30 protein-coding genes are annotated in these 26,418 nt (G+C 41.1%); 28 read left to right on the top strand and 2 right to left on the bottom strand.

From position 1 onward, the window contains the following. The first annotated feature begins 147 nt into the window (after window positions 1-147). The 9 genes from MUF05_07310 (at window position 148) to corA (ending at window position 8,976) form a co-directional block, all read left to right on the top strand. On the top strand, window positions 148-3,384 hold the full coding sequence (locus tag MUF05_07310; protein ID MCU0666883.1) for a glycosyltransferase: 3,237 nt from the start codon (window positions 148-150) through the stop codon (window positions 3,382-3,384). Between the two features lie 320 nt (window positions 3,385-3,704). Beyond that, on the top strand, window positions 3,705-4,037 hold the full coding sequence (locus MUF05_07305) for a hypothetical protein (GenBank protein ID MCU0666882.1): 333 nt from the start codon (window positions 3,705-3,707) through the stop codon (window positions 4,035-4,037). A 25-nt stretch (window positions 4,038-4,062) separates the two neighbouring features. Beyond that, window positions 4,063-4,437, top strand: a complete 375-nt coding sequence (locus MUF05_07300; GenBank protein MCU0666881.1) for a response regulator transcription factor — start codon at window positions 4,063-4,065, stop codon at window positions 4,435-4,437. 40 nt (window positions 4,438-4,477) lie between these two features. Next, the gene (mscL, locus tag MUF05_07295) at window positions 4,478-4,822 is read left to right on the top strand and encodes a large-conductance mechanosensitive channel protein MscL (protein ID MCU0666880.1); all 345 of its coding nucleotides are present in this window, start codon (window positions 4,478-4,480) and stop codon (window positions 4,820-4,822) included. Between the two features lie 368 nt (window positions 4,823-5,190). Then, window positions 5,191-5,964, top strand: coding sequence for a sulfide-dependent adenosine diphosphate thiazole synthase (locus MUF05_07290; protein ID MCU0666879.1), 774 nt, complete (start codon window positions 5,191-5,193; stop codon window positions 5,962-5,964). Between the two features lie 72 nt (window positions 5,965-6,036). Then, window positions 6,037-6,390, top strand: a complete 354-nt coding sequence (gene mscL / locus MUF05_07285) for a large-conductance mechanosensitive channel protein MscL (protein ID MCU0666878.1) — start codon at window positions 6,037-6,039, stop codon at window positions 6,388-6,390. Next, a complete protein-coding gene (locus tag MUF05_07280; GenBank protein ID MCU0666877.1) occupies window positions 6,390-6,977 on the top strand; it encodes a histidine phosphatase family protein in 588 nt (195 codons plus the stop codon). Before mscL (MUF05_07285) ends, MUF05_07280 begins: the two co-directional genes overlap by 1 nt. Before the next feature lie 268 nt (window positions 6,978-7,245). Next, on the top strand, window positions 7,246-7,923 hold the full coding sequence (locus tag MUF05_07275; GenBank protein MCU0666876.1) for an isoprenylcysteine carboxylmethyltransferase family protein: 678 nt from the start codon (window positions 7,246-7,248) through the stop codon (window positions 7,921-7,923). 81 nt (window positions 7,924-8,004) lie between these two features. Further along, the gene (corA, locus tag MUF05_07270) at window positions 8,005-8,976 is read left to right on the top strand and encodes a magnesium/cobalt transporter CorA (GenBank protein ID MCU0666875.1); all 972 of its coding nucleotides are present in this window, start codon (window positions 8,005-8,007) and stop codon (window positions 8,974-8,976) included. Window positions 8,977-8,987: 11 nt separating this feature from the next. On the opposite strand, the gene MUF05_07265 is transcribed toward corA, so the two are convergent. Then, window positions 8,988-9,536 carry a DJ-1/PfpI family protein gene (locus tag MUF05_07265; protein ID MCU0666874.1) on the bottom strand — a complete coding sequence of 183 codons (549 nt, stop codon included), beginning with the start codon at window positions 9,534-9,536 and terminating at the stop codon, window positions 8,988-8,990. Between the two features lie 61 nt (window positions 9,537-9,597). Here MUF05_07265 and MUF05_07260 point away from each other — a divergent pair, with 61 nt between their 5' ends. From MUF05_07260 to MUF05_07240, 5 genes are all read left to right on the top strand, one after another. Further along, window positions 9,598-9,972, top strand: coding sequence for a hypothetical protein (locus tag MUF05_07260; protein MCU0666873.1), 375 nt, complete (start codon window positions 9,598-9,600; stop codon window positions 9,970-9,972). Window positions 9,973-10,037: 65 nt separating this feature from the next. Next, on the top strand, window positions 10,038-10,487 hold the full coding sequence (locus MUF05_07255; GenBank protein MCU0666872.1) for a CBS domain-containing protein: 450 nt from the start codon (window positions 10,038-10,040) through the stop codon (window positions 10,485-10,487). A 14-nt stretch (window positions 10,488-10,501) separates the two neighbouring features. Further along, window positions 10,502-11,155, top strand: coding sequence for a hypothetical protein (locus tag MUF05_07250; GenBank protein MCU0666871.1), 654 nt, complete (start codon window positions 10,502-10,504; stop codon window positions 11,153-11,155). Window positions 11,156-11,237: 82 nt separating this feature from the next. Continuing rightward, a complete protein-coding gene (locus MUF05_07245; GenBank protein ID MCU0666870.1) occupies window positions 11,238-11,717 on the top strand; it encodes a hypothetical protein in 480 nt (159 codons plus the stop codon). Between the two features lie 3 nt (window positions 11,718-11,720). Next, entirely contained in the window at window positions 11,721-12,086 is a 366-nt protein-coding gene (locus MUF05_07240) for a response regulator (protein ID MCU0666869.1), read from the top strand. 4 nt (window positions 12,087-12,090) lie between these two features. Here MUF05_07240 and MUF05_07235 read toward each other — a convergent pair whose 3' ends face one another. Further along, a complete protein-coding gene (locus tag MUF05_07235; GenBank protein ID MCU0666868.1) occupies window positions 12,091-12,672 on the bottom strand; it encodes an XRE family transcriptional regulator in 582 nt (193 codons plus the stop codon). A 198-nt stretch (window positions 12,673-12,870) separates the two neighbouring features. On the opposite strand from MUF05_07235, the gene MUF05_07230 reads away from it, so the two are divergent. The 14 genes from MUF05_07230 (at window position 12,871) to MUF05_07165 (ending at window position 26,417) form a co-directional block, all read left to right on the top strand. Continuing rightward, window positions 12,871-13,197 (top strand): hypothetical protein, encoded by a 327-nt coding sequence (locus MUF05_07230; protein MCU0666867.1) that lies wholly within the window; start codon window positions 12,871-12,873, stop codon window positions 13,195-13,197. A 44-nt stretch (window positions 13,198-13,241) separates the two neighbouring features. Further along, window positions 13,242-13,727 (top strand): PTS sugar transporter subunit IIA, encoded by a 486-nt coding sequence (locus tag MUF05_07225; GenBank protein MCU0666866.1) that lies wholly within the window; start codon window positions 13,242-13,244, stop codon window positions 13,725-13,727. Window positions 13,728-13,731: 4 nt separating this feature from the next. Continuing rightward, window positions 13,732-14,910, top strand: a complete 1,179-nt coding sequence (locus tag MUF05_07220; protein ID MCU0666865.1) for a hypothetical protein — start codon at window positions 13,732-13,734, stop codon at window positions 14,908-14,910. Continuing rightward, complete coding sequence (locus MUF05_07215) at window positions 14,910-15,305, top strand: DUF1573 domain-containing protein (protein MCU0666864.1); 396 nt, start codon at window positions 14,910-14,912, stop codon at window positions 15,303-15,305. The genes MUF05_07220 and MUF05_07215 overlap by 1 nt, the downstream gene beginning before the upstream one ends. 15 nt (window positions 15,306-15,320) lie before the next feature. After that, window positions 15,321-16,292 (top strand): zinc metalloprotease HtpX, encoded by a 972-nt coding sequence (locus tag MUF05_07210; protein MCU0666863.1) that lies wholly within the window; start codon window positions 15,321-15,323, stop codon window positions 16,290-16,292. A gap of 236 nt (window positions 16,293-16,528) precedes the next feature. After that, window positions 16,529-17,974 carry a lysine--tRNA ligase gene (lysS, locus tag MUF05_07205; GenBank protein MCU0666862.1) on the top strand — a complete coding sequence of 482 codons (1,446 nt, stop codon included), beginning with the start codon at window positions 16,529-16,531 and terminating at the stop codon, window positions 17,972-17,974. A 7-nt stretch (window positions 17,975-17,981) separates the two neighbouring features. Next, window positions 17,982-19,193, top strand: a complete 1,212-nt coding sequence (locus MUF05_07200) for an ABC transporter permease (protein ID MCU0666861.1) — start codon at window positions 17,982-17,984, stop codon at window positions 19,191-19,193. Then, window positions 19,186-19,866 carry an ABC transporter ATP-binding protein gene (locus MUF05_07195; protein MCU0666860.1) on the top strand — a complete coding sequence of 227 codons (681 nt, stop codon included), beginning with the start codon at window positions 19,186-19,188 and terminating at the stop codon, window positions 19,864-19,866. The genes MUF05_07200 and MUF05_07195 overlap by 8 nt, the downstream gene beginning before the upstream one ends. 24 nt (window positions 19,867-19,890) lie before the next feature. Beyond that, entirely contained in the window at window positions 19,891-20,760 is an 870-nt protein-coding gene (gene ilvE / locus MUF05_07190) for a branched-chain-amino-acid transaminase (protein MCU0666859.1), read from the top strand. A 116-nt stretch (window positions 20,761-20,876) separates the two neighbouring features. Further along, window positions 20,877-21,377: a UvrB/UvrC motif-containing protein gene (locus MUF05_07185; protein ID MCU0666858.1), complete on the top strand. Its 501-nt coding sequence runs from the start codon at window positions 20,877-20,879 to the stop codon at window positions 21,375-21,377. After that, window positions 21,364-22,416: a protein arginine kinase gene (locus MUF05_07180; protein ID MCU0666857.1), complete on the top strand. Its 1,053-nt coding sequence runs from the start codon at window positions 21,364-21,366 to the stop codon at window positions 22,414-22,416. The genes MUF05_07185 and MUF05_07180 overlap by 14 nt, the downstream gene beginning before the upstream one ends. Window positions 22,417-22,451: 35 nt before the next feature. Next, complete coding sequence (locus tag MUF05_07175; GenBank protein ID MCU0666856.1) at window positions 22,452-24,884, top strand: ATP-dependent Clp protease ATP-binding subunit; 2,433 nt, start codon at window positions 22,452-22,454, stop codon at window positions 24,882-24,884. Further along, entirely contained in the window at window positions 24,850-25,659 is an 810-nt protein-coding gene (locus MUF05_07170; GenBank protein MCU0666855.1) for an ABC transporter permease, read from the top strand. Before MUF05_07175 ends, MUF05_07170 begins: the two co-directional genes overlap by 35 nt. Further along, window positions 25,656-26,417: an ABC transporter ATP-binding protein gene (locus MUF05_07165; GenBank protein ID MCU0666854.1), complete on the top strand. Its 762-nt coding sequence runs from the start codon at window positions 25,656-25,658 to the stop codon at window positions 26,415-26,417. The genes MUF05_07170 and MUF05_07165 overlap by 4 nt, the downstream gene beginning before the upstream one ends. Window position 26,418 lies beyond the last annotated feature (1 nt).

The following is a 26,418-nucleotide window of genomic DNA, read 5'->3' as shown; positions in this document are numbered from 1 at the left end:
TATCTATGGGCCTGATTTTATACTTAAGAAGGATTTTAATCATAAAAGGGATACTCCGCTTCTTCTGTCTTTTTTAAAAGATAAGCATGATTTTTATTTATTTTGAACTTTTACTGGTGTAGGAATAATTAATCAAAAGGGAAATTTATGGAAACCGTAAAACCGCTGATCAGTATAATTATATTAAACTATAACGGGGCTAATTTTCTGGATGGCTGTATTTCTTCCGTTGAAAATGCCAATTATCCTCCGGAGAGAATGCAGATTATTGTTGTGGATAACGGCTCAACGGATAATTCTTTGAGTATTTTAGAAAAATACAAACCCGGTATAACCGTAATTAGGAACAAAATAAATAATTGCTGTTTGGCTAACAATATCGGGATTAAGAATTCTAAAGGCAAATTTATTGTTTTGTTGAATAATGACGTCAGGGTTGACAGGGAATGGCTTAATCAGCTTCTGGCAACAATAAATAGCAAAGAAGATATTGGTATGGTAGGAAGTAAGATTTTGTTCGAAGACGGCAGGATTCAAAGCGCCGGCCATCTGCGTTTTTCGGATTATACCTGGGCTGATCGTGGTTTATATGAAAAAGACCAAGGCCAGTATGAGAAGGTCGAAGAAGTTGAGAGCGTGTCAAATTGCTCGGCGATGTATAGGGCTCAGGCCCTTAAAGAGACAGGGCTTTTTGATGAAGATTTTATGATGTACCTTGAAGAAGTGGATATGGCAATTAGAATGAGAAAAAAAGGCTGGAAAGTGTATTATTCCCCTAAAAGTAAAGTTTATCATAGGCTGCATGGATCGAATCAGGGCGCAGAGAAAATAGGCTACTATAACTTAAGAAATAGAATTTACGTGCTTATAAAGCATAATCCCGAATATATAAATTCAAAAGTATTCCCGGTAAAAGAAATAGTCCGTTATGATGTTTCTGCGCTTGATAAATATTTTATTCCGATTATTGATAAAATTTTCAAGACGTATCCCGGGTCAGTGGCGATGCCGCTTTTAAATAATATTTATAGTTCATTCAAGGAAAATGAAGATTTTATCAAATTTCATCTGAGGGCATTTTATAACAGCAAAGAAAACGAAAAAAAGCAAAACCTTCAAATCTATAAGGCTTTTAATAATGTATCCCGATCGCTAAGAGGATTTAAATCCAAGCCTTCTCTGAAGCATGATTTGCAGAGGCCGGGTTATTCCCGCGCGAGAAAGCAATTATTTGATATTGCTGTCTTAGTGGATAATTTAAGTTCTTATGGAGGCAAAGAAGTATACGCGCTTGAGTGCATAAAGGAATGGAAGAAGAACAATAATGTCACGATATACACCCCTTTTTTTAACAAGAAACTTCTTACGGATTTTGATCTTCAGGATATTCCGGTAAAAGTTTTAAGCTCGGCTGTTTCATTTGAGTCTTTTTATATGCTCAATATGCTTTTTATTATACCCAAGGCATGGGAAGATGAAATAGGAAAACATGATATATATGTTATACATAGCACAAATGGCGCGATTTTGCCTTCTATCTCACTTGAGCCATCGGTAGTAATTTGTCATGAACCATTTAGGGCGATATACGACCTTAGGAATTTTAAATATATTCCATTTAAACAAAAAATAGGTGCTCCGGCTATAAAGCTTTATGGTACGTCTGATTATATCTCAATAAATCATAGCCGCTTGTTGTCTTATCTTGGGTCCATCCATAATCCGTCAGAAGAAAACTTCAAAGAATGTTTTAGAAAATATGTAACTAACAGTAATTTTACCGCGCAGTATTTTAAAAGTATCTGCGGGATAACACAGACTAAAACAATTTATCCCGGGATACAAATGGTGCCCAAGAAGTATCACCTTCCCAAGACCAAAATAAGAAATGTCTTATTTATTGGCAGCCTTGAAAGGCATAAGCAGCCTGATATCGCCATTAAAGCAATGAAATACACCTCAAACGCCCGGTTAATTATTATTGGGCAGGGGTCATTAAAACAAGAATTGGAAGAATTGATTAATCAATTGAAGCTGGGAAGCAAGGTTCAGATATATTCGGGGATATCAACAGATAAGAAGAAAATGCTGTTAAAATCTTCCTATTGTTTTTTGTATATACCAATCAGAGAGCCATTTGGCATTGCCGCGGTAGAGGCTATGTCATACGCTATGCCGCTTATTGTTTCCACAGACGATGCCGGATATAAAGAAGTTTTGCCGAAAGGCTCTTACATATCGGTTGATCCTGAGCCGTCTCTGATAGCTGAAAAAATTAACTTTTTGATTGCAAACCCTGAAAAAGCTAAGCAGATGGGGCAGATCGCATGGAAGGCTTCCAAGAAGTTTACCTGGCAGAAGACAGCAGAAAATCTTTTGGATTTATTTCATAAAACACATGATGAATATTTAAATTATTCTGTTTTACAAAGGAAACATCCTAAAACAAACTGTAAGCTTTTTGTGGGCGCTCTCTATTTCGCGTGGTATAACTCTAAAACTAATGCGCACTGGGGCGATAATCCAAGGTATGGTAATATCTGCGATAAGCCTAAAGATGGCTTGTATTCATCAGCTGATAGCAATATTATCAGCAAACATTTGGAAGATTTGAATTCCATAGGAGTGGATTTTATCAGCATCAATTGGACTGTGTCTGCTTGCGGCATTTCCAAGGATGAACTGCTTGCCACGAAGATAATACTTGAATCAATAAAACGACAAAATTTGAATATTAAGATCTGTATCCTTCTCTCAATTTACACGGCAAATCCTCAGGCTATAAATGATGCGCTTGGAGCCTATTCTAAGATATCATCCAGCAGCAGTTATTTTAGCTTTGCCGATAAAAAGCTTTTATTTGTATTTATGACGCCTAGTTTATTTTATTCTCCTTTTTTATGTTTAAAGAAATTTAAACAAGAAAACACCGATACTTGGCTGGTTGCCGGCAGTCTTTTTCCGATCGAAGGCAATATGCCAGAACATATGGTAAACCTGTTTAATGGAAATTATATTTCAAGCCCGTTAACCTTTAACGGGGTTAGCGAAAATTTTCATGAGCTGGAAAAAGAATACAGGACAAGCTGCGGCCGAAAAACAAATATTAGAATATTTTCTGTTTCTCCCGGGTATGATGATAGGCATCTTGATGACCCGGATAGAAAAGCGCATCTTTTTCGTCACGTCCCTAGAAAAGCGGGGAAAGTGTATAAGGATATTTGGAAAAAAGCCCTGGAAGTAAAACCTTCTCCGGAAATAATTCTAATAGATAGTTTTAATGAATACCATGAAACAAGCCATATTGAGCCATCCAGGAAATACGGTAACAAATATATGAAAATCACGCAGGAATATATTAAGAAACTAAGGCGATGCCTTTGAATATAGACGCGCTATATAATGATAAATTCAAGTTTGTAATTTAAACAATAGCATTTAGCGCTATATCATTTCTTTATGGCAGGTATTGGTTTAACACAGGCAGATGACTTTATTTTATTTCAGGCACGTTTTTGCTTTATCTTGTCGGTATCGTCATTATCGCGGTATTATATTTCTGGCGTTGACAATAAGTCAAAATCCAGGCATTAGAAATTAATGTTTGTTTATTTTTACTCTCTTAATGAGTTTACCAGCAGCTTGAAGATTCTTTCATTGCCTTTGTATTTTACCAGTGGTAAAATTAGATTAGAGGTGCAAGTATGGATTGTCCAATGTTTGTTGACTACACAAGGGATTGTCTTGATAAAATAGGGTTCTTGCCTCAGGATACTTTTTATTATTGCCAGAGCGATAAGCATAAAGAGTGCCCATTTTTCAAGACTTTAAACAACATAGGATTTCATTGTGACTGCGTTAAAAAGTGCGTTGCTTATAAGAATTTTGGCATAAGTGATTTTGATAATTTTGTAAAAATAGCGAACCGCTATTGTTTATCCAGCAATAATGTTAATTGCGCAAGATTTAAGGTTAGGCAATCCGGGGAAGTTGTGCCTGAAGATTTGCTTCCTGACGGAAGCCGAATTAAGGCATAAAATTTATTCTTAACAGGAGCAGGCAATGAAGAAAAAGATCCTAATCGCAGATGATGAAATTGATGTTGTTGAGATATTGGAAAAGAAATTTATTCAGAGCGGCTTTGAAGTAATTACTGCTCTTAATGGCGATCAGGCCCTTAGAAAGTGCAAGGAGCATCTTCCTGATGCGGCAGTGCTTGATATCATGTTGGGTGATATAGATGGATTTTCTGTCGCTTCTAGTATTAGGCAGCAGAGCGGTTCAGAATCAATCCCTATTATTTTTATGACTGCTAAAGACTTTAATAGCGAGGGGGTTGAAAAGCGTCTGTCCGAATTAGAGAATTGTTATTTTATCAATAAGCCTTGCAGTTTTGAAGAGCTGTTGGTAAAGATAAGTGAGTTGCTTAGTAAATAGCCATAAAATTAATTTGGTATTCTGAGCAAAAAAGACGCCTATGTCCATAATAAAAGAATTCAAAGAGTTTGCAGCCAAGGGTGATGCCGTTGATATGGCAGTTGGCATTGTGATAGGGGCTTCATTTAGTAAGATCGTTACTTCTTTGGTGGGCGATGTGATAATGCCTCCGATAGGAGTATTGCTCGGAGGGGTTGATTTTAAGAACCTAAAGATAGTCCTCAAAGAAGCGATTATTAACACGCCGCCTGCTGCTTCAATTCCCGCAATTACTCTTAATTACGGGTTATTTATAAATAAGGTAATTGATTTCTTTATTGTCGCATTTTGCATTTTCATGGTTGTAAAAGGGATCAACCGTTTAAAGAAAGGAAAGGCAAGTTAAGAGAAAAAATAAGGGGAGGCTGTAAAGCAGCCTGAGAGTCTCCGTTAGACGGAGTTACCCGATGAACCTGTTCGCCATTGCTTTAAGACAAGTGGCGAAATCCCGACAAATTATAATTTGTCGGGATCTGGATAATGCCAGCGTAGGGAAAACCAAGTAGTCAACCCTTATGCATCTGGCATAAGGGTTTTTCATTGCAGAAAGCAATGCGCCCGCGCAATTCAAATAAGCGCGGGGCGTAAACAGAAAGACAACACACCGGCGCATCAGATTGCGCCGGGTGTAGTTGCAGAAAGCAATGCGCCCGCGCAATTCAAATAAGCGCGGGGCGTAAACATAAAGATAACACCCAAAGAAAGGGGAAACAAGTGAAACTGGATGAGATAAAGATTTCTCGGGCCATAATTGAATCATACAGCCAGAAGCTTTTAAAGGCGCTGGACGTTGATGTGGCGATTGTTGGCGCGGGGCCAGCAGGCATGGTTTGCGGGTATTATTTAGCAAAAGCTGGAAGCAGGGTCGTGTTATTTGAGAAGAAACTTTCGGTTGGGGGTGGTATGTGGGGCGGCGGGATAATGTTTAATGAAATAGTTTTTCAGGAGTCGGCTAAGAAAATATTGGACGAGTTTCAGATTAAAACAAGAGAATATGAAAAAGGCTATTATCTTTGTGATTCTATTGAGGCAGTATCCACGATTTGCTCTAAGGCAGTAAAAGCCGGCCTTAAGATCTTTAACCTTTTTAGCGCCGAGGATGTCATGATACGTAAGAAAAAAGTCTGCGGTTTGGTGTTAAACTGGACCGCGGTTGAGATGGCAAGTTTACATGTTGACCCTATAACAATACGCTCAAAGTTTGTAGTTGATGCTACGGGGCATCCTGCTCAGGTGGCGCGGATAATTGAGAAGAAATCCGGTATCCGTTTAAATACAAAATCCGGCAAGCTTATGGGGGAGAATTCAATGTGGGCGGATGCGGGAGAGGATGCAATTGTAAGAAATTCTAAAAAGGCAGCCACTGGTTTTTATGTCTGCGGGATGTGCGCTAACGCTGTTATTGGGGGCCCCAGGATGGGACCTATTTTTGGGGGGATGTTATTGTCAGGTGAAAAAGTCGCTAAGGATATTCTCAAAAAGATATAGTGTAATGGAAGATTGATTTTTATCAATTGCCTTTGTGTTGGGGCGTGGTAAAATAAGAAAAAGGAGGCATTTATGTCCATAATAAAAGAATTTAAAGAGTTTGCAGTCAAGGGCGATGCTGTTGATATGGCGGTAGGCATTGTGATAGGAGCTTCGTTTAGTAAAATAGTTACTTCTTTGGTAGGCGATGTAATAATGCCTCCGATAGGAGTATTGCTCGGAGGGGTTGATTTTAAGAACCTAAAATTAATACTTAAGGAAGCGGTTATTAATACGCCGCCTGCTGCTTCAATTCCCGCAGTTACTCTTAATTACGGGTTATTTATAAATACGGTAATTGATTTTTTTATCGTAGCTGTCTGTATTTTTCTGGTAGTTAAAGGAATTAATCATTTAAAGAAAGATAAAGTAAAAACCCAATCTTAGTGAAGAAGACTATTTGGTTTATCCGCCATGGTGAAAGCTGTGCCAATATCGGAAAGAAAGGTTTCTCCCCGTCGGAAAATCCCTTAACTAAAAATGGGCTTAAGCAAGCTAAGGGGTTAGCCTTAAACTTTAAAGAAACCCCGTCTCTTATCATAGTCTCAAAATACCTGCGCGCCAAACAAACAGCGCAAGAAACAAGAGTAAAATTTAAGAATGTCCCTTGTGAGCAATGGGATGTGCATGAGTTTACCTATTTATCAGAGAAAAAATACCGCAATACCAATGTTACGCAAAGAACGCCTTTAGCAAAAAAGTATTGGAAAAAGTCAGATCCATTTTATTGTGATGGATATGGGGCAGAGTCTTTTCATGATTTTATTTCCAGGGCCAGATGCGCAATAAAAAGGTTAAAAAAGGTTAAGGGTAACTTTATAGTAGTTTTTACCCATGAACAGTTCATAAACGCTTGCCTGTGGTTAATGCGCAATAATTTTAGGCGTATTACGGGAAAACAGATGAAGATGTTCAGGGGTGAATTATTAAAGCATAAAATCAAGAATGCCGGTATAATAGAGGCAAAGCTGTAAGGCGCGTAAATATTACTTGTTCCTGTTAGATAGGATGATAAAATTAGATAATGTATTTTAAAAAGTATAGGGGAAGAATGGATTTTGTTAAGCTCTAAGTTAAAGATAGCATTTTTCTTTGGGCTTCAATATTTTGATGATTTTAGTCTTGGCAATACAATTGGTTATAGGCCTCGTATTAGTAAAACAAAATTTAGAATTACTTAAGCCGTAGTTTTAATATCAAAAAGGCGCAAGAAGCTGAAAAATAAAGCTTAAAGGAGTTTTTATGCTTAAGAGATTGGAGCGCTGGTTTAAACTAAGGTTTTTAATCATGTATCCGTTGGGGGCGTTATTGTTGATTTTTGCGGTTCCCGATGATAAATCTTTGATCCGCGGTATTGGTTTTATCTCCGCTGGGCTGTTGCTGCGCGTTTGGGCAAATGGCTATGCGATAAAAATGGACAAGCTTACTACTTCCGGGCCTTACGCTTTTATAAGGCATCCGCTTTATCTGGGGTCAGCGCTTGTTTTAACAGGGGTATTAGTGATGCTTAAGGTTTTTTACCTTGTGTTTTTATTCTTATTCTTATTTATGATGGTATATCGCAGGACAATCAGAAAAGAAGAAATGATGCTTCAGGAAAAGTTTAAAGAAGATTACCTTGATTATAAGAAGAATGTCCCGGCTTTTTTCCCGGCGTTGCGTGCTTATAAAAAAGGCGAGAAATGGCCGTTTAGTTTCAGCCGGCTTATAAGAAGCCAGGAGTATAAACTTTTTATCTGGGTTATTGTGCTTGTTATTGTGTTTCATTTGAAGGATGAGTTTATAAACGAGCAGGAAAAACTTAATGTGCGGATAGTAAGCTTAATTGCGGCGGCTTTTCTTTTAGGCTGCGTGGATTTGGTTATTGAATATATAAAAAAGAGGTTAGAGGTTGGTGCTGGCAAGGGGAAGGTTTCCTGATTATTCTGTTGCTTGGTAAGTTCTTTTACAGTAAAATAATCAAGGTGTCTTAAAAGAATAGATTTACAAAAGAGGTTAATAATGTACGAAACGTTTTATTATCATTCCCATTCAGGCCTGCAGACCGGGCTTGCCCCTGAACAGATGCGCCAGGTGTTAAAAGAAGAATCAGGACTTTTGTGGGTGGATATGAATGATATCGACGATATTGATATTGATATTCTAACCGATGTCTTTAGCCTGCACTCGTTGACCATAGAAGATTTTATCATGGTCAACGCCCGGCCCAAGATTGAGAATTTCCGCGATTACCTTTTTATGATCATGCTTTCCATGGATTCTCATGATAAGGACAAAGGAAAAGTTAACACTGCGGAAATAGATTTTTGTTTAGGAAAGAATTTCCTGATTACCGCGCACAATAATATCATCAGCCCCTTGTCTGTCAGCAAAGAAAGGATCAAGAAGCAGTCTCCGATTATAATGCACGGCGCGGATTTTCTGCTCTATTCGCTTGTGGATTCGGTCGTGGACAGCTATTTTCCTATTATTAATGAATTTGATAATATGGTTGATGAGATGAGCGATGAGCTTTTCCGCGACCCTTCCAATAGCACGCTTCATAAAATCTATAATCTTAAGAATTCCATTATGTATTTGCGCCGCACTATCGGGCCGCAGGCGGATCTGATGGCGCTTATGGCTAGAGGCGATTTTCCTTTGATCTGCGCTAACAATACGATTTATTTCCGCAATGTGCATGATAATATGGTCAGGCTTAATGATATCGTGGGCACCTCCCGCGATATTGTTACAGGCGCTATGGAAGCGTATGTATCGGTAATTTCAAACCGCTTAAATGAGATCATGAAGACGCTTACGGTTATTGCTACTATTATGATGCCTCTTACTTTGATTGCCAGTTTTTATGGGATGAATTTTAAATACATGCCCGAACTTTCCAGCAAATTCGGCTATCCTTTTGTTATAATCCTTATGATTTCTATAGCGGCGGTTATGTTGCGTTATTTCAAGCGTAAGAATTGGATCTAGCAGGAAAAGTTCTATAGCGCGGTATCTTTTTCTATCTGTTTTCTTTTCTCAGGAGAGCCCATCTTTTCTGCTATTGCAAGCGCAAATAAAAAAGCTGTCCCAGCGCCCCGAGAAGTAATAATATTCCCATCAATAACTACGGGTTCGTTTTTAAAAGAAGTGCTTTTCTCAAAATAATTCTCCATTCCCGGATAACAAGTGGCAGATCTATTTCTTAATATTCCCAAGGGGGCTAATACTATCGCCGGGGAGGCGCAGATAGCGGCAATGACTTTATTTTTAGCTGCCGCTTCGAGTATGAGGTTTTTTACTCGTTCTGAAGAAGAAAGATTCTTGGCTCCCAGGCTTCCCCCGGGCAGTATCAAAGCGTCAAATAAATTACCTGCTTTATCAAGCGTGGTATCTGCAACAACTACCAGCCCCCGGGAAGCTTTTACTTCTTTATTGCGCAAACCTGCTACAACTACCTCTGCGCCGGATCTGCGCAAAATATCTATACAGCTTACCGCTTCTATTTCTTCAAAGCCGTCAGCTAAAATTATCAATGCTTTCTTTCCCATAAAATCATTATATCAGAAAAAATATATTTGCTGGAAGTATTTTTTAAAGTAAAATATATGCATGCGCGCAATATTAATGTTAGTAACTTTAGTCTTATTGTTATGCGGATGTTCTGTAGCCGGGAACTACTCGCAGTTTTCCGGGATGGCGCAATTTTCTTCTTCCCAAAACCAATTAGCAAGGGATCTTTATGAGCAAAAAAAGCTTTTCCAGAAGCTTTTTAATGACGCAAGAAAAAGCAACATACATAAGGGGCAGCCTAAAGAAGAGATCCTGTATTTGTATAAACAGCCGCTTTTAGTGAGAAGGTCTTTTCTCGACGGGGGAGAGGTTTTTATTTACCACCATCCTGATATTTATTTTAATGGGCCGCAGGTTAAGCTTATTTTTAATAAGGATAACAAGCTTGATAACTGGCTGGTGACTGGGAATTAATATTGTTGTAAAGTGCCTGTTTGCGTGGTATAAAATATAGTTAAGATAACAAAAGGGAGAAAACCATGTTAGTAAAAGAGATCATGACAAGAGATGTTATTACCGTTACTCAAAAGACAACCCTTAAGGAATTAGCCAAAGTAATAAATTCAAATAGAATAAACGGCGCTCCGGTGGTGGATGAAATAGATGGCACCTTGATCGGAGTTATCACCATGACGGATCTGTTGAGGATGTTAAAGCATATATGTTTTTGGGATGAGATCGGCGCTCGTGATAATTCGCAGGCAGGCGTATTGGGTGTAGATATCAAAGATGCTTTATTAAAAGAAAAAGATAAGGCCGTAGTCGGCGCTAAGATGACTAAGGTTGTCCACACCGTAGAGGAAGATGATTCAGTAGATGAGGTTTTAGCTATGATGTGCCGGTATAATATTCATACCATTCCTGTAGTAAAGAACCATAAAGTAGTCGGGATTATTGGGGCAACCGATATCGTGAATTATTGTATTTAAAGAAAGAGGGCGCGTTGTTTTGTTTTATCAGGGTGCTTGTTTTATTGTTTTTTGCTAGCCAATCGGCCTTTGCGGCAGCTGCTATCCCGCAAAAACGCAAAGTAGTTATTCAGGAAGAAATACAGGTGCAGGGCCAGCCTTCTGAAGTATCCAGAAGTGTCCCCGGTGTTCCCGCAGGCGGGACAGTAATTCAGCCAACTCCTAATATAAATCAAAATCCTCCCGGGGCAAGCCAGGCTCCAGCGGCTTCTTCTGTGGGGATCTCCCAGTTTCCCGCTGATGCCCAATCAAGCCAAGTTATTGTTCCTCAAGAGCAGAAACCCAGCGAAGATTTCTACCTTTTAGTAAATTCCATGCGTTCTTCAAGCCAAAAATGGGCTAAAATACTTGACCAAAAGGTAAAGGAGCTTCTGGTCTATTATTTTATTACCGAATACAGCGAAAAGAATGTAAAGATTAAAAACGCCCCGGCAATGTATGTTAATTTCATTGACGATATGTCTATCCAGTCCCCTCAAATGTTAGAGCAGCCGCTTCCATTAATAATCCAGATAGCGGCTGTTATTGAATATGATTTTGATAATGGCCAAGATAAGGACCTGATGGCAAAAAGTATCCTTGGCGAAGAAGGGTATCTAAATAATAAAAAGCGTTTAGGTCTTAAATAAAATGGGTAAATTTATTTTCTTGGTCTTTGGTATCTTGATAGGATTTGGCCTGGGGTATTATATTGCAGATTCAAGAGAAACTGTGATTATACATAAAACCTCTAAGGCGCAGGAACCGGAAAAAATTTTTGTTAATGTTCCGGTACCCGGGCCTGAGCGCGTAGAATATAAAGTAATAGAGAAGACTCAGAGGGTTGTTCCGGATCTTTCGCTTCAAGCTAATGACCTCTCCCAAAAAAGCGCTTTATTTTCCGGTTTGATGAATAATTATAACGCACAATTCCAGGAATTATATTCTAAGATCAGCCAGCAGGCCAGGGTCAAAGAATATTTACGGCAGGAAGTTGATAAGGCCTCGCAGGCACAGTCTCTGGAGGCGTCTATTGTTCAGCAATCCCGTTATTCCGAGGCGCTTGTTGTGTATATAAACCTGCAGCAACAACTTATCATTTCCTATGCCAGTATCCTCCCAGAGGCGAAGAAATATATAGATTATTTAGAGAAAAGTCTAGCTTCAATCATAAAGCCAGTAATGACCGCTCCGGTGGCAGGAGGCAGGTAATATATGCCCAAGAGAATACTTATCGTGGATGATGAACAGGAGGCAAGGGATAACTTAGGTAATTTTTTATCGCGCCATATTGAATGCGAAATCAGGAAATCTTCAAACGGAAGAGATGCCTTGGAGATATTAGATAAAGAAAATTTTGATTTAATGGTTTTGGATATTAAAATGGCCGGGATATCAGGGATAGATGTTTTAAAGGCTGCCCGGGCGAATTACCCTTCTGTGAAAGTGCTTATTATAAGCGCATGGGATAGCCAGTCAGTGGCAGCGGAAGCATTGGAAGTGGGAGCAATTGATTATATCACCAAGCCCGCCAGCATGGATGTTGTTTTCCAGGCGGTAAAAAAGATACTTTCAGTTTAAGCCTTTAGATATGTTTGGGGTATTGAACAATAAGAAGCATGCTTGTTTTATCGGAATTGTTCTGGAAATAATGTTTGATATTGCTTTCAAAAGACAGGCAGTCCCCTTTTGCAAGATTATGTTTTTCCGCCCCCACCGCGCAGGTTATTTTTCCTCTTAGGCAGTACACCCATTTAAAAAATCTGCCTAACTGCAGAGGGTCTTCTTCGGCAGGGGTTGATTCTTTCTTGGAGAGCGTAAGTTCTTGGCATAAGAAATCAAGAGTATCGGAACTTATCATATCAATGCGGGAATTTTTATTGTAATTATAGCGGTTTATGCGTTCTTTCTTGCGGATGATCTGGGCTAATTTAGTTTCTTGGCTTAATGGAGGAAGGATGTCTTTTAAGCTTACCCCTAATCCCACGCAGAGTTGCTCAAGGGAGGAGATCCTGGCTCGGGTAAGCCCTTGCTCTATCCTCCAGATACTGTTAGGCTTAATGGCTTTATCCGCGAAGATGGCTTTTAGTTTTTCATAAAGCTGTTGGCGGGATATTTTCTTTTCTTGGCGCAATTTCTTCAGTTTTTCTTTTAAGGCTTCTGCCATTTTTGCCCCCTTATTTTATATTTTAATTAGCGATTTTTCTCTTGTCAAGATAAATTCTACTTAAATATGATAATCAGCCAATAATGTAGTTTGTTATGCATATATTTTGTTCGTAGATTATTTCTACATATATTACAGATTATTGATAATATGTAGAAGATATGCTATACTATAAAAGGGAATATCAGGGAGGCAACCATGGAATTTCAGAAAATAAGAGAAGAAATCAAGTGCGTTAATCTGGATTGTTTGCGTTGCGATTGCGATAATCTGTTTGAAGCAGTTGTGGTAAAAGAAAAGCTTAATGATGTAGTCGGCCGGCTGCAAAATCTTTTTGGCATGCCTGTCTGGCCATCAAACGAGCATCTGCCTTTGGTTGTTGAGAGGATGATCCAGGGATATGGCGGGATCATGCCCGGCCAAACCCTTTATTTTAGCCGTAAAAGTGATTTTCCTATCTTTGCTATGCTCTGGCCATGGCAAGATGGAGAGCATACAACAGTAAAGATCGCCCAGGTTGTTTGATAGGCCTTGACAAACCCGCCTGTTTGGGGGTACAATAACAAAAAATGAGCCAGAAGAATAATATTTTAGTATCAAATTTATTGAAGAGTAGCCTGATCATTCTTGAGCTTCAATCTAAAGATAAGAAAAGCGTTTTGCTTGAGTTGGTGGATTTAATCGCCAAGTCAAAGAAGCTTTCTGACAAAAAGGCCTTTAGCAAAGCTATTCATGACCGGGAGAAACTCGGGTCTACAGGTTTAGGGCAGGGCGTAGCTATACCGCATGCCAAATCAAAGGTGGTAAAGGGTTTTGTTTTGGTTTTTGCCCGCTGTAGCGAAGGCATAGATTTTGGGGCGCTAGATGGAGAAAAGACATATCTTTTTTTCTCGCTTGCTTCTCCGCAGCAAGACGTGGGGGTGCATTTAAAGCTTCTTTCCGAGATATCGCGCCTTGTTAAAGATAAATTCACTGTTGAATCGCTGAAGAAAGCCAAGTCCTGCCAGGAAGTGGTAAAGATTATTACCGCGATGGAGAAGCAATTTCCAAAATAAAAATATGATGATCAGAAAATATCTTATGCCTTATATTATAGGGCTATTTTTTTTATTGGGCGCATCCGGGAGTACTTGTGCCCAAGGCTTAACGGAAAAACCGGTACTGATGGTTTTTCATTCTCCGTCTTGTAAACATTGCGTTTTTGTTAAACAGCAGGTCATGCCGCAGGTGGAGAAAGATTTTAAAGGCAAGATCGCTATCCAGTATTTGGATGTAGGCAATATTGATAATTACAGGCTGCTTCTTTCGTTAAAGAAGCAATTTAAGCCCGAACTTAGGATAAACCTCCCGGTATTATTTATCTCCGGAGAATTCTTAACCGGAGATTCCGATATTAAGAAAGAAATATTTGCTTTCTTAAATGGCGCGCTTGTAAAATCCCGGCCTTCAGGTTTATTTAATCTGCCGGCGGTAGATTTAATTGAAAACTTTAAAAGTATCTATCCTTTGGCAATTGTGGGGGCCGGGCTTATTGACGGGATAAACCCCTGCGCTTTCAGTGTAATTATATTCTTTATTTCTTTTCTTGTCCTTCAAGGTTACCGCAAGAGAGAACTTTTTATTATCGGCATGGGTTTTATCGCGGCGGTTTTCTTAACCTACATACTTTTAGGCGTTGGGGTCTTTGGTTTTCTCTACAGCCTTAAAGGTTTCTGGCTTGTTATAAAGGCCGCTAACCTTGCTATCGGGTTTTTAAGCGTTATTTTGGGTTTATTGGCATTTGCAGACTGGATGCGCTATTTAAAGAGTAAGGATGCGCAAGAATCATTTTTGAAGCTGCCCGATAGCGTCAAGAATAGAATTCATAAAGTCATAGGAAACGCCTATCGCAGGAAAAATGATCAGGCTGTTTCAAAGAGCATGTTTAAACTTATCGCCGCAGCTTTTACTACGGGGATTATTGTTTCACTTCTGGAAGCAGTTTGTACGGGCCAGGTGTATCTTCCTACTATCAGTTTTGTTTTGAAAACCACTGAATTTAAAATGCAGGCGTTTTTATATCTTCTGTTATATAATCTTATGTTTATACTTCCCTTGTTGGTAGTCTTTGGTTTTGCGCTTCTGGGGGTGTCTTCAGAGAAATTTGCGTTAACCTTTAAGAAAAATTTCGCTGTGGTAAAGTTATTGATGGCGTTTTTGTTTTTGGCGTTGGGGGCATTTTTAATCTGGAGAGGATGATGAAAATAAAAGTTCTGGTGTTGGTGGGGTTGTTTTTGCTTTTAGCCGGGTTTTCTTATGTTTACGCAGAAGGTGTTTCTTGCGGTGCGAAAGAGCAGGAAAGCGATACTTGGGATTTTGGCAAGGTTAAAGAGGGGCAGGTTGTAAAACATTCTTTTGTCTTTGTCAATAATACCTCTAAACAGCTTGTCATTACCGACGTAAATACTTCCTGTGGTTGTACCGTGTCTGAAGCTAAGAATAAAACCCTTCAGCCCCAAGAGAAAACCAATATAGAGGTCGCATTTAATAGCAAAGGTTATAAGGGTGCTGTGCAGCAGTTTGTGTTTGTTGCTACTGATAATCCGGAAAAGTCCGCAGTGAAATTTACTATCAAGGCAGAAGTAGAAAAATAAGAAGGAGATATCGCTATGTTTTTCTTGAAGCTACGTATGTTTATTTTGACGGCAATTTTGTTCGCTATTGTCTATGGGATTATAGTGGCCATAGGCACTTATTTGGGTTTTGGCGATTTTTATTTTTATCTCGGGGTATCTTTTGTGATGATGTTTATCCAGTATATGATCGGCCCCAAGATCGTGGAATGGTCCATGCAGGTAAAATATGTTGACCGCAAACAACATCAAGAGCTTTTTGGTATGGTAGAAGATTTAGCCAAGAAAGCCCAAATACCTGCTCCAAAGATCGGCATCTCCAGTATGCCTATTCCTAACGCCTTTGCTTTTGGCCGCAGCATAAAAGACGGAAGGATTTGTGTTACAAGCGGGATTATGGAATTATTAAATCCGCAGGAATTAAGGGCTGTGCTGGGCCATGAGATGACCCATTTAAGAAACCGCGATGTTCTTACTATTACGCTTCTCTCAGTAATTCCCATGATCTTATACCGGCTGGCATGGAACTTTCTTTTCTTTGGCCGGCGCAGGGACCAGCGCTCCGGGAATACTGTTCTTATCGGAGTAGCCGCGTTTATTTTTTATTTTATTACCAACCTTCTTGTGCTTTATGCCTCGCGTATCCGTGAGTACTTCGCGGATAAAGGCTCAATAGAGCTGGGGAATAGCCCCTCCAGCCTTGCTTCAAGCTTATACAAGCTTGCCTATGGTTCGGCTAGGATGAGTAAGGAATCTTTGAAAGAGGTAGAAGGCCTGAAAGCGTTTTTTGTCAATGACCCTTCGCGCGCGCTTAATGAAGTCAGGCAGTTAAGCCAACTGGATATAGATAAAGACGGCACCATTGACCAGAATGAGCTGCGTGTTTTATTCAATAAACAAATTAAATTGAGCTGGGGGGATAAATGCTTAGAGCTTTTTAGCACTCATCCAAACATGCTTAAAAGGATCAAGCAGTTGAGCGCTTATAGGGGCATGGCAGTATCATAAAGAGTTGCTTTTCAATAGGATAGATGAAGGCCTGCGTATTAAAATACGGAGGTCTTTTTTTATGGTTCCCACGCTTCTTCGTCAAGCCGAAGCTGCGATCCTAGAAGTCCCGGCCTGGCGAAGCCAGCGTCGGGAGCGGGGGTGTCGCAGCGGGCTTTTTAATTGGTTGACACCGCCGGGAACATAGGATATAATATTTTGACTTATTAGTGTATTATAACTAAATATATAATATTATGGAACTGGAAGAAATTATTCAACAACGCAAGGATAAGCTTACAGCTTGGGAAGCTACAGGCAAGGCTTATCAGAGTGCGCCTGGCGACAGGGAAGAAATAGGCCCATTATTAAAGGATTTCCCGGAGGGCAAGAAAGTGGTTTTTGCCGGCAGGCTTACGGCAAAGCGCCTGCATGGTAAAGTTGTTTTTGCCGACTTAAGAGATTCAAGCGGCAAGATCCAGCTGTATGTGAAGAGCGATTTTGTGGGCAAGGATAATTTCTCTGCCTTTGATTCTTTGGATATAGCGGACTTTATAAGCGCAAGCGGAGAACTTTTTAAAACTCATACCGGGGAGCCAACGCTTAAGTTAGAGGCTTTTACCCTTCTTGCCAAGGCATTGAGGCCTTTGCCGGAGAAATGGCACGGCCTAAAGGACACAGAGACGCGTTACCGCCAAAGATACCTGGACCTTGTTTCTAATGAAGAGGTAAAAAAAGTCTTCCTGGCGCGTTCGCAAATAGTTAAGGCGATCAGGGATTTCTTAGATACAAAGGGATTTGTGGAAGTGGAAACCCCCATGATGCATAGCATCCCCGGCGGCGCAGCTGGCAGGCCGTTTAAGACTTTTCATAATGAATATTCCATGCAGCTTTTTATGCGCATTGCCCCGGAATTATACTTGAAGCGTTTATTGGTTGGCGGGATGGACAAGGTGTATGAAATAAACAGGAGCTTTCGCAATGAGGGGATATCTACGCGCCACAACCCGGAATTTACCATGCTTGAAGTTTATCAAAGTTATAGCAGCTGCCAGGGGATGATGCGCCTTGTGGAAGAGTTGGTCGTATCTTTAGCAGAAAAAACTTTAGGCGGTTTAAAATTAAATTACGACGGTAAAGAAATCGATTTGTCGCTTCCCTGGAAAGTAGTATCATTTGCGCAAGTGGTTAAAGAAAAGTTCGGCATACTTCCTGAAGATACCGCAGAAAAGATGCTTCAGAAATTACACGCGCATAACTTAAGCAAGGAATCCACAAAATTGACCCGTTCGCAAATTGCCAAAGTCATAGAAGAGGTTTTAGAAAAGGATATGAGTTTTAATCCGGTTTTTGTCACGGATTATTTCACGCATCTTTCGCCTCTTGCCCAAAGTAAGACAGATAACCCAAATATATGTGAGCGTTTTGAACTTTATATCGCGGGAATGGAAGTAGGTAATGCCTATTCAGAATTGAATGATCCGATAGAACAAAAGAGGCGTTTTGAGGAAGAGATAAAAGAGCAAGAAGCTGCGGAAAACAAAAGCGTAGATGAAGATTATTGCCTTGCCTTAGAGCACGGTATGCCTCCGGCAGGAGGATTAGGCGTAGGCATTGACAGGTTGGTCATGCTTTTAACCGGGCAGACTTCTATAAGAGACGTGATTTTATTCCCTCTTTTGAAAAAGCGAGAGGTGGGGTAGTTTTTTTATGCTTTGTAATCTTTGGCTGGCCTTTAGGTATATGAGGGCCAAGAAAAAAGAAGGGATCATATCTTTCACCGCGTTTATTTCGATGTTAGGCATCGCCATAGGGGTTTGTGTGCTGATCGTGGTTATCGCGGTGATGAGCGGGTTTGACCGTTATTTGGAAGATAAGATTATCGGCACCAATTCGCATCTTTTGGTGGAGTTTTATGACCCCGAGAGCGATATTGATGGCTTTGCCCAACAGCTTATCAAGATCAAAGATGTCCAGGCGGTAGCGCCTTTTATTTCGGGCCAAGCTTTTATTAAGACCGGAACCCAGGTGACAGGAACTGAAATAAGAGGCATTGATTCAAAAGCCCAAGAAAAAGTTTCCCGGATAAAAGAATATTTATCCTCTGGAAGCCTGCCTTCTAAAGAAAATGAGATTACCGCGGGCAAGGAATTCCTGCTGCGTGTGGGTTTATCTGTAGGGGATAAGATAAGTTTGATTTCACCAGTGACATTGAAGCCTTCAGACTTTATTATCGCGGGCGTATTTAACACCGGCATGTATACTTATGACGCAAGTTTAGTTTTGGCTAATATCGCGGGGCTTCGCCAGTTTTATAATATGCCCTCGGGCGTAAACGGATTTGCCGTCAGGGCAACTGATATTAAATATATTGAGAAAATAAAGAAAGATATTTATCAGAAGATCAAGTCAAAAAATAATTTTGAAGTTTTGACTTGGGCGGATGCCAACAGGAATTTCTTAAACGCGCTTAAGCTTGAGAAGATAGTGATGTTTATCGTAGTGACCATGACTACGGTTGTGGCAGCCTTCGGGATAGTAAGCGCGATGATCATGTCGGTGATGGCCAAGATCAAAGATATCGGGATATTGCGCTCTGTGGGAGCGCGTTCATCTGACATTGTAATGATCTTTCTTTTTCAGGGTCTAAGTATCGGGATAATGGGAATAGCCCTGGGGGCTTTCTTGGGAGTAGTTTTAAGTTCATCTTTAAATAATATCGTGGATTTTATCTCCCGCCTTCTCGGCAGAAGCCTGATCCCGCAGGATATATATTATTTTGACCGTATCCCCACGCATTTAGGCGTGTCGGATGTCAACTTTATTTGGGTGGCGGCTTTATTAATAAGCCTGGCGGCGAGCATATATCCGGCTTATTACGCGTCTAAAATAAATACCAGTGAGGCCTTAAGGCATGAGTGAGCATATTCTTAAAATCAATAATTTATCGCGCAGCTATCTTAATACGGGAACACGGGTAGATGTGCTAAAAGGGATAAACTGTCAGATAGCGCGTAATGATTTCTTGGCTATTCAGGGGCCTTCCGGGGCAGGTAAGTCCACACTGCTTCATATTTTGGGAGGGCTTGATAAGCCTTCTTCCGGAGAGGTTATTTTTGAGGGCGATGATATTTATAAAATAAGCGATAACAGAAGAGCGCTCTTGCGAAATCGCAAGATAGGTTTTGTTTTTCAGTTTTATCACCTTTTGCCGGAATTAAGCGCCCTGGAAAATGTTTTAATGCCCTGCTTTTTGCGTTCATGGTGGGAGAAGAAAAAATCGCTTTCTTACGCTAAATCCCTGTTTAGCTTATTCGGCTTAGAGAAAAGAATGCAGCATAAGCCGAAACACCTTTCCGGAGGCGAGCAGCAGCGCGTGGCGGTGATGCGCGCGCTTATTAACCGTCCGGCGGTTTTGCTTTGCGACGAGCCTACGGGAAACCTTGACTCTGAAAACGGCAAGAAAATAATGGATGCCATAAAAAGGGTGCATAAAGAAGAGGATGTCACGGTAGTTTTAGTCACCCATGACACAGAAATTGCCGAATGCGCTACTTTACGCGTGCAGTTAAAAGACGGTATCATATTAAATTAATTTGGAAATCAAGGGGGGAAGGCGATGAAGATCTATATTAATGGTAAATTTTACGACAGGGAAAATGCCAAGGTTTCGGTTTTTGACCACGGGCTTTTATATGGTGACGGGGTGTTTGAGGGGATCCGCTCTTATGGCAGGAGGGTTTTTAAGTTAAAAGAACACGTTGAGCGTTTGTATGAATCTGCGCATTCGCTAATGATTAATATCCCATTAAGCAAAGAGCAGATGATCCGCTCAGTGGTGAATACCTTGAAAGAGAATAAGCTCGATGATGGCTATATCCGCTTGGTGGTTACTCGTGGCGAAGGCGATCTGGGCCTTGACCCGCGTAAGTGTTATGGCACGCCAAGCGTCATTATTATCGCGGATAAGATCGCGCTTTATCCGGATAGGTTTTATAAACAGGGGCTTTCCATTATTACTGTGCCTACGGTGCGCAATTTGCCTGAGGCTTTAAATCCGCAGATCAAATCGCTTAATTATCTGAATAATATTCTGGCAAAAATAGAGGCCGCTAATTCCGGTTGCGACGAGGCGATTATGCTTGATTCGCTGGGGTATGTTGCCGAGTGCACAGGCGACAATATTTTTATCGTTAAGAATAAGCATTTATACACGCCTCCCCAATGCATGGGCACGTTACGCGGGATTACCCGGGACAGTATTCTTGAATTAGCCAAGGTTAATAAGATATTGGCGCATGAACACGTAATCACCCGTCATGAAGTTTTTATCTCTGATGAATGTTTCTTAACCGGCACTGCCGCAGAACTGATTCCGGTTGTTAAGGTGGATGGCAGATTAATCGGGTCTGGAAGGCCGGGGCCGATTACACTTAAATTATTGCAGGAGTTTAAGAAATTGACTAAAATAGACGGAGTTAAATATTAGATGGCACTTGCCAGTGGCAAGTGTTAATCAGGCATAAGCGCCAGAGGCATGCCTGATTCAAGTTAAATATTAATAAAAGTTAAAAGTAAGAATCACAAGTAAAGGGCAAAAGTTTTATGTTATGCGATATTTGTAAGAAAAATCAGGCTACGGTGCATTTAACCGAGATCATCAATGATCAGATGTCGGAGCTGCATCTTTGCGAGCATTGCGCGCAGGAAAAAAGCCATGATATGGAGCAGAAATTTGGCTTAAGCGATCTTTTAGCCGGACTTGTGCAGCCGGAGAAAATAACCGGAGAGAAAGAATCCGATGTTTTGCGTTGTCCGGTATGCAAATTAAGCTACGGGGAGTTTAAGAAAATAGGCCGTTTAGGATGCGCCAATTGCTATCATACTTTTAAGAAATACCTCGCCCCGTTATTAAAAAGGATCCATGGTTCAAGCCAGCATATTGGTAAAAAGGCAGTTGTTATGGAACTAGAAAAAGAAGAAACGTTTAAACCCCAGGAAGACCTGCGCGCGAAGTTGCAGAAAGCCATTGAGAATGAGGAATTTGAGGAGGCTGCAAGAATCAGGGACCAGATAAGGCAGCAAGAGAAGAATGCAAATCAATGATTTTCTAAACCATACCAGTGAATGGCTGCGAGGCACCGGCCCCAATGCCGATATTGTTATTTCAAGCCGTATTCGTTTGGCGCGAAACTTGAATAAATTTTCTTTTCCGCATTGGGCAGCAAAAAAACAATCCGAAGATGTGTTGGACCTGCTTGAAGAGAAAATTAAGCTTGTCCCTTCGCTTGCGCAAGTGCATTTTTTGCGTTTAGCTTCTATGGATGCGGTGGATAAGCAATTTTTGGTAGAGCGGCACTTGATGTCTTTGGAGCATGCGCAAAAAGATACAAGCCGCGCCGTAGCCATTGACCATGATGAAATAATCTCAATTATGGCCAATGAGGAGGATCATTTAAGGATACAGGTTATGCAGTCAGGTTTTAACCTGCATCAGGCTTGGCAGGTCGTAAATATCATTGATGACGAATTATCTAAAGTATTGGATTACGCGTTCTTGCCGGAATGGGGATATTTAACGGCATGCCCCACTAACACCGGCACAGGCATGCGTTCTTCTGTGATGCTGCATCTGCCGGCACTTGTGATGACCCGCCAAATTGACCGGGTCTTGGCTGCGATCTCAAAGTTGAGCTTTACTACCCGCGGGCTTTTCGGGGAAGGAACCCAGGCGACAGGAAATCTATTCCAAGTTTCTAATCAGGTTTCTTTGGGGGTGAAAGAAGAAGAAATAATTGAGAACTTAAACGGCTTAATAAAGCAGATCATTGACCAGGAGAATCAGGCGCGTCAGGCGGTATTTGAGCGTAATAAGGAATTTTTGGCTGACCGCGTGCATCGCAGTTTTGGGATACTCAAAAACGCGCGTATTATTTCAAGCAATGAAACGATTGAACTTCTTTCCATGGTCAGGCTGGGGTGCGATTTGGGTTTAATCGATAAATGTATGGATAGGCGGGTCATCAATGAGTTATTTATTATTACACAGCCCGCGCATTTGCAAAAACTTGAGAATAAGAAATTATCTTCACAGGAAAGGGATATTAAGCGCGCGCAATTGATAAGGGATAAACTCAAAATATAATTATTTTTCTATAGGAGTGGATTATGGGAGGAGAAATGTTTAATCGCTTTACCGAAAGAGCAAGAAAAGTTGTAATCTTAGCTAAAGAGGAAGCCAGAAGGTTTAATCATGATTATATCGGTACCGAGCATATTTTGCTTGGGCTTTTAAGAGAGGGTGAAGGAGTAGCCGCTGCGGTTTTACAGAAAATGGGGACATCTCTGGAGAATATCCGCCTTGAAATTGAGAAGCTGGTTCAGCCCGGTCCAGCAACCCAGATCATTGGAGATATCCCCTTTACCCCGCGGGCAAAGAAAGCATTAGAATTGGCTGCTGAAGAGGCGCGCGCCTTAGGGCATAATTATATCGGCACGGAACACTTGCTTTTGGGCCTTATTCGTGAAGGCGAAGGAGTGGCTTCCCAGGTGTTGTTAAATCTAGGCCTTGATTTAAATGCTGTTAGAAGTGAGATCATGGAGCTTTTAGGTTCGGCGCTTCCGGGATTCGGGCAGCAGCAACAACAGCAGGCAAAGACTAAAACTCCTGCTTTAGATGCTTTTGGAAGAGATCTTACTGCTTTAGCCAAAGAAAATAAACTTGATCCGGTTATCAACAGGCATATGGAAATAGAACGGGTTATTCAGATATTAAGCCGCAGGACAAAAAATAATCCGGTGCTTTTGGGTGAAGCTGGCGTAGGCAAGACCGCGATCGTGGAAGGCCTTTCGCAGGCGATAGTTTCCGGGAATGTCCCGGAAGTTTTGCGTAATAAGAGGCTTATTGTTCTAGACCTTGCCCTGATGATCGCCGGCACCAAATACCGCGGCCAGTTTGAAGAAAGAATAAAAGCGGTAATGGAAGAAATCAAGCGTTCGCAGGACGTGATTATCTTTATTGATGAATTACATACTTTGGTTGGCGCTGGAGCTGCTGAAGGAGCTATCGACGCCTCTAATATATTAAAGCCGGCGCTTTCCCGGGGGGAAATTCAGTGTATTGGAGCCACTACGATCGATGAATACAGAAAACACATTGAAAAAGACGCAGCCTTAGAGCGCAGGTTTCAGACGATAATGGTTGAGCCGCCTTCGGTTGAACAGACAGTTGAGATATTAAAAGGTTTAAGGGATAAATATGAAGCGCATCACCGGGTTACTTTCCGCGATGATGCCCTGGAGGCGGCGGCAAAATTATCCGACCGTTATATTTCAGGCAGGTTTATGCCGGATAAGGCCATTGATATTATTGATGAGGCAGGCGCGCGCGCCAGGCTTAATGTGCTGATTGTTCCGCCGGAGATAAAAAAGCTTGAAGAAAAAGTAGAATCTATCCGCAAGGAGAAAGAGGCGTTTATCAAGAGCCAGGATTTTGAGAAAGCAGCTTCTTTAAGGGACCAGGAAAGGGTAGCGCGCCAGGATTTGGAGAAATTAAATAAAGAGTGGTCGCAGGCCAAAGATAAAACCCGTCCTGAGGTCACGGAAGAAGATATTGCTAAGATTGTCGCGCAGTGGACGGGTATCCCGATTATCCGCCTTGAACAAAAAGACAGCGAGAAGCTTTTAAAGATCGAAGAAGAATTGCATAGCCGGGTTATCGGACAAGACGAAGCCATAAGCGCTATTGCTCATGCGATCAGGCGTTCCCGCGCCGGGATCAAAGACCCTCGTCGCCCGATAGGCTCTTTTATTTTCTTAGGGCCCACTGGCGTGGGCAAGACGCTTCTTGCGCGCGCCTTAGCTGATTTTATGTTCGGCGATGAAGACGCGCTTATCCAGCTGGATATGTCGGAATATATGGAAAAATTCAATGTTTCTCGTTTAATCGGCGCCCCTCCGGGATATGTGGGTTATGAAGAAGGCGGGCAATTAACCGAGAAGGTAAGAAGAAGGCCGTATTCAGTGATTTTACTTGATGAAATTGAAAAGGCGCATCCGGATGTTTTTAATTTATTGTTGCAGGTTTTTGAGGATGGCAGGCTCACGGATAGCTTTGCCAGAAAAGTGGATTTTAGAAATACGCTTATGATTATGACTTCAAATGTGGGGGCGGAACTTATCCGTAAGGCCGGTTCCTTGGGGTTTCGTAACCAAAAAGAAGAGGTTACCTATCAGGAAATGAAAGATAAACTTCTTGAAGAGGTAAAAAAGACATTTAAGCCGGAATTCTTAAATCGCATTGACGATATTATAGTGTTCAGGCCGCTAATCAAAGAGGATCTGGAGAAGATTATTGACCTTGAAATAAATATGTTCTCCTCAAGACTTAAAGAACAGGGCCTGCACATTGAAATTACCAAGCAAGCAAAAGACCTTCTTATAGAAAAAGGCTTTGACCCGGTGTTTGGGGCGCGGCCTTTGAAGCGCACGATCCAGCGCTTCTTAGAAGATCCCTTGGCTTCAGAGATAATTTCCAAGAGATTCACCAACGGCAAAACAATAAAGGTGACCCGCAAAAATGACGATCTGGCATTTGAAACAAGCGTTGATTAATTTTTTCCTGACCATCGGCAGAACAGTCGTTGATACGATGTATTTCCTGGGCGGGATGACCAACCTTGCCTTTCAGTCTATTTACCTTATTTTTGTCCCTCCTTTTAAACGTGATAAATTCTTTGAGCAGGCAAAGAAAGCAGGGTTTGATAGCCTGCCGATTGTTTCATTGGTAGCGCTTTTTATTGGGTTTATCTTCGCGCTTCAGACCGCTTATTTTATGCAACGGCTGGGTTCAGAGATTTACATCTCCAGTATGGTGGCTTTATCATTGGTCAGGGAATTGGGCCCAGTGTTAACTGCTCTGATAGTTGCCGGAAGAGTGGGTGCGTCTATTACCGCGGAATTAGGCTCCATGCAGGTTACCGAGCAGATAGATGCCCTTGAGACCTTTGCTACTAATCCCATAAAGTATCTTGTTGTGCCGCGTCTTTTAGCACTTGCCTTCATGGTACCGCTTTTGACTTTGTACGCGGATATTATCGGGATATTAGGTAGTTATATTATTTGTGTATTTAGGTTAGGTATTTCCAGTGACATGTACCTTAATGTCACTTTTGATTCTCTTCTGTATAAAGATCTTTTTACAGGATTATTTAAGACGACGTTTTTTGGAATGATTATCGCTTGGGTAAGCTGTTTTGAGGCATTTAATGTGCAGGGAGGCGCCGAAGGCGTGGGCAGGGCGACTACGCGTTGTGTGGTGACTTCGTTTATAATGATAATCGTAGCAGATTGTTTCTTTACTGCTTTATTTTACTTTATATTCCCATGATAGACATAAAAAACGCGACTAAAGTTTTAGGTGGGCGCAAGGTTTTAGATGGTTTAAACCTTAGAGTTGAAGCCGGAAAAACTTGTGTTATTATCGGCAGGTCTGGCTGCGGCAAGAGTGTCTTGTTGAAACATATAGTAGGGATACTCAAACCGGATAAAGGCGAGATTGTTGTTGATGGTAGAGATGTCTCTCAATTAAATGAAAAAGAAATAAACAAAGTCAGGATGAAGATTGGCCTTGTGTTTCAGGGCGGGGCACTTTTTGATTCTATGACTGTGGCGGAGAACGTGGGGTTTGGTTTGATTGAGCATCATAAGCTTCCCCAAAAAGAGCTGTTAGAGCGCGTGGAAGAATCTTTAGCGCTTGTGGGATTGTGTGGCATAGGTAATTTGATGCCCGCGGAGTTAAGCGGTGGTATGAAGAAGCGCGTATCTTTGGCCCGCGCAGTCTGCATTAGGCCAGAAATTCTTCTATACGATGAGCCCACTACCGGGGTTGATCCAATTACCGCAGATAGTATTGATGAGTTAATAATAAGCATGCATGATAAATTAAAGGTCACTTCAATTGTAGTTACCCATGACATGAGAAGTGCTTATAAGGTAGCTGATAAGATTGCTATGCTCTATCAGGGCAAGATTATCGCTGAAGGATCACCTGATGAAATAAAAAATACAGCGCATCCGGTGGTGCATCAGTTCGTTAACGGCCTTGCCAACGGGCCTATAACCGAGACTTTGGGTTGCCTAAGATAAA

Source organism: Candidatus Omnitrophota bacterium (assembly GCA_025453395.1).
GTDB lineage: Bacteria > Omnitrophota > Gorgyraeia > Gygaellales > Profunditerraquicolaceae > JAlOQK01.
The sequence above is the reverse complement of the archived record's forward strand: the minus strand, read 5'-3'. Positions and strand labels throughout refer to the sequence as shown.

Excerpts from the sequence above, each read along its gene's own strand:
- MUF05_07260 (MCU0666873.1), top strand. The coding sequence starts at position 9,598 with ATGCGCGCAATATTAATGTTAGTAACTTTAGTCTTATTGTTATGCGGA.
- MUF05_07265 (MCU0666874.1), bottom strand. The coding sequence starts at position 9,536 with ATGGGAAAGAAAGCATTGATAATTTTAGCTGACGGCTTTGAAGAAATA.
- corA (MCU0666875.1), top strand. The coding sequence starts at position 8,005 with ATGTACGAAACGTTTTATTATCATTCCCATTCAGGCCTGCAGACCGGG.
- MUF05_07300 (MCU0666881.1), top strand. The coding sequence starts at position 4,063 with ATGAAGAAAAAGATCCTAATCGCAGATGATGAAATTGATGTTGTTGAG.
- MUF05_07195 (MCU0666860.1), top strand. The coding sequence starts at position 19,186 with ATGAGTGAGCATATTCTTAAAATCAATAATTTATCGCGCAGCTATCTT.
- MUF05_07215 (MCU0666864.1), top strand. The coding sequence starts at position 14,910 with ATGAAAATAAAAGTTCTGGTGTTGGTGGGGTTGTTTTTGCTTTTAGCC.
- MUF05_07180 (MCU0666857.1), top strand. The coding sequence starts at position 21,364 with ATGCAAATCAATGATTTTCTAAACCATACCAGTGAATGGCTGCGAGGC.
- MUF05_07210 (MCU0666863.1), top strand. The coding sequence starts at position 15,321 with ATGTTTTTCTTGAAGCTACGTATGTTTATTTTGACGGCAATTTTGTTC.
- MUF05_07185 (MCU0666858.1), top strand. The coding sequence starts at position 20,877 with ATGTTATGCGATATTTGTAAGAAAAATCAGGCTACGGTGCATTTAACC.
- MUF05_07225 (MCU0666866.1), top strand. The coding sequence starts at position 13,242 with ATGAGCCAGAAGAATAATATTTTAGTATCAAATTTATTGAAGAGTAGC.
- MUF05_07310 (MCU0666883.1), top strand. The coding sequence starts at position 148 with ATGGAAACCGTAAAACCGCTGATCAGTATAATTATATTAAACTATAAC.
- MUF05_07235 (MCU0666868.1), bottom strand. The coding sequence starts at position 12,672 with ATGGCAGAAGCCTTAAAAGAAAAACTGAAGAAATTGCGCCAAGAAAAG.
- mscL (MCU0666880.1), top strand. The coding sequence starts at position 4,478 with ATGTCCATAATAAAAGAATTCAAAGAGTTTGCAGCCAAGGGTGATGCC.
- MUF05_07275 (MCU0666876.1), top strand. The coding sequence starts at position 7,246 with ATGCTTAAGAGATTGGAGCGCTGGTTTAAACTAAGGTTTTTAATCATG.
- MUF05_07255 (MCU0666872.1), top strand. The coding sequence starts at position 10,038 with ATGTTAGTAAAAGAGATCATGACAAGAGATGTTATTACCGTTACTCAA.
- MUF05_07200 (MCU0666861.1), top strand. The coding sequence starts at position 17,982 with ATGCTTTGTAATCTTTGGCTGGCCTTTAGGTATATGAGGGCCAAGAAA.
- MUF05_07170 (MCU0666855.1), top strand. The coding sequence starts at position 24,850 with ATGACGATCTGGCATTTGAAACAAGCGTTGATTAATTTTTTCCTGACC.
- ilvE (MCU0666859.1), top strand. The coding sequence starts at position 19,891 with ATGAAGATCTATATTAATGGTAAATTTTACGACAGGGAAAATGCCAAG.
- MUF05_07165 (MCU0666854.1), top strand. The coding sequence starts at position 25,656 with ATGATAGACATAAAAAACGCGACTAAAGTTTTAGGTGGGCGCAAGGTT.
- MUF05_07230 (MCU0666867.1), top strand. The coding sequence starts at position 12,871 with ATGGAATTTCAGAAAATAAGAGAAGAAATCAAGTGCGTTAATCTGGAT.
- MUF05_07305 (MCU0666882.1), top strand. The coding sequence starts at position 3,705 with ATGGATTGTCCAATGTTTGTTGACTACACAAGGGATTGTCTTGATAAA.
- MUF05_07220 (MCU0666865.1), top strand. The coding sequence starts at position 13,732 with ATGATGATCAGAAAATATCTTATGCCTTATATTATAGGGCTATTTTTT.
- MUF05_07175 (MCU0666856.1), top strand. The coding sequence starts at position 22,452 with ATGTTTAATCGCTTTACCGAAAGAGCAAGAAAAGTTGTAATCTTAGCT.
- lysS (MCU0666862.1), top strand. The coding sequence starts at position 16,529 with ATGGAACTGGAAGAAATTATTCAACAACGCAAGGATAAGCTTACAGCT.
- MUF05_07240 (MCU0666869.1), top strand. The coding sequence starts at position 11,721 with ATGCCCAAGAGAATACTTATCGTGGATGATGAACAGGAGGCAAGGGAT.
- mscL (MCU0666878.1), top strand. The coding sequence starts at position 6,037 with ATGTCCATAATAAAAGAATTTAAAGAGTTTGCAGTCAAGGGCGATGCT.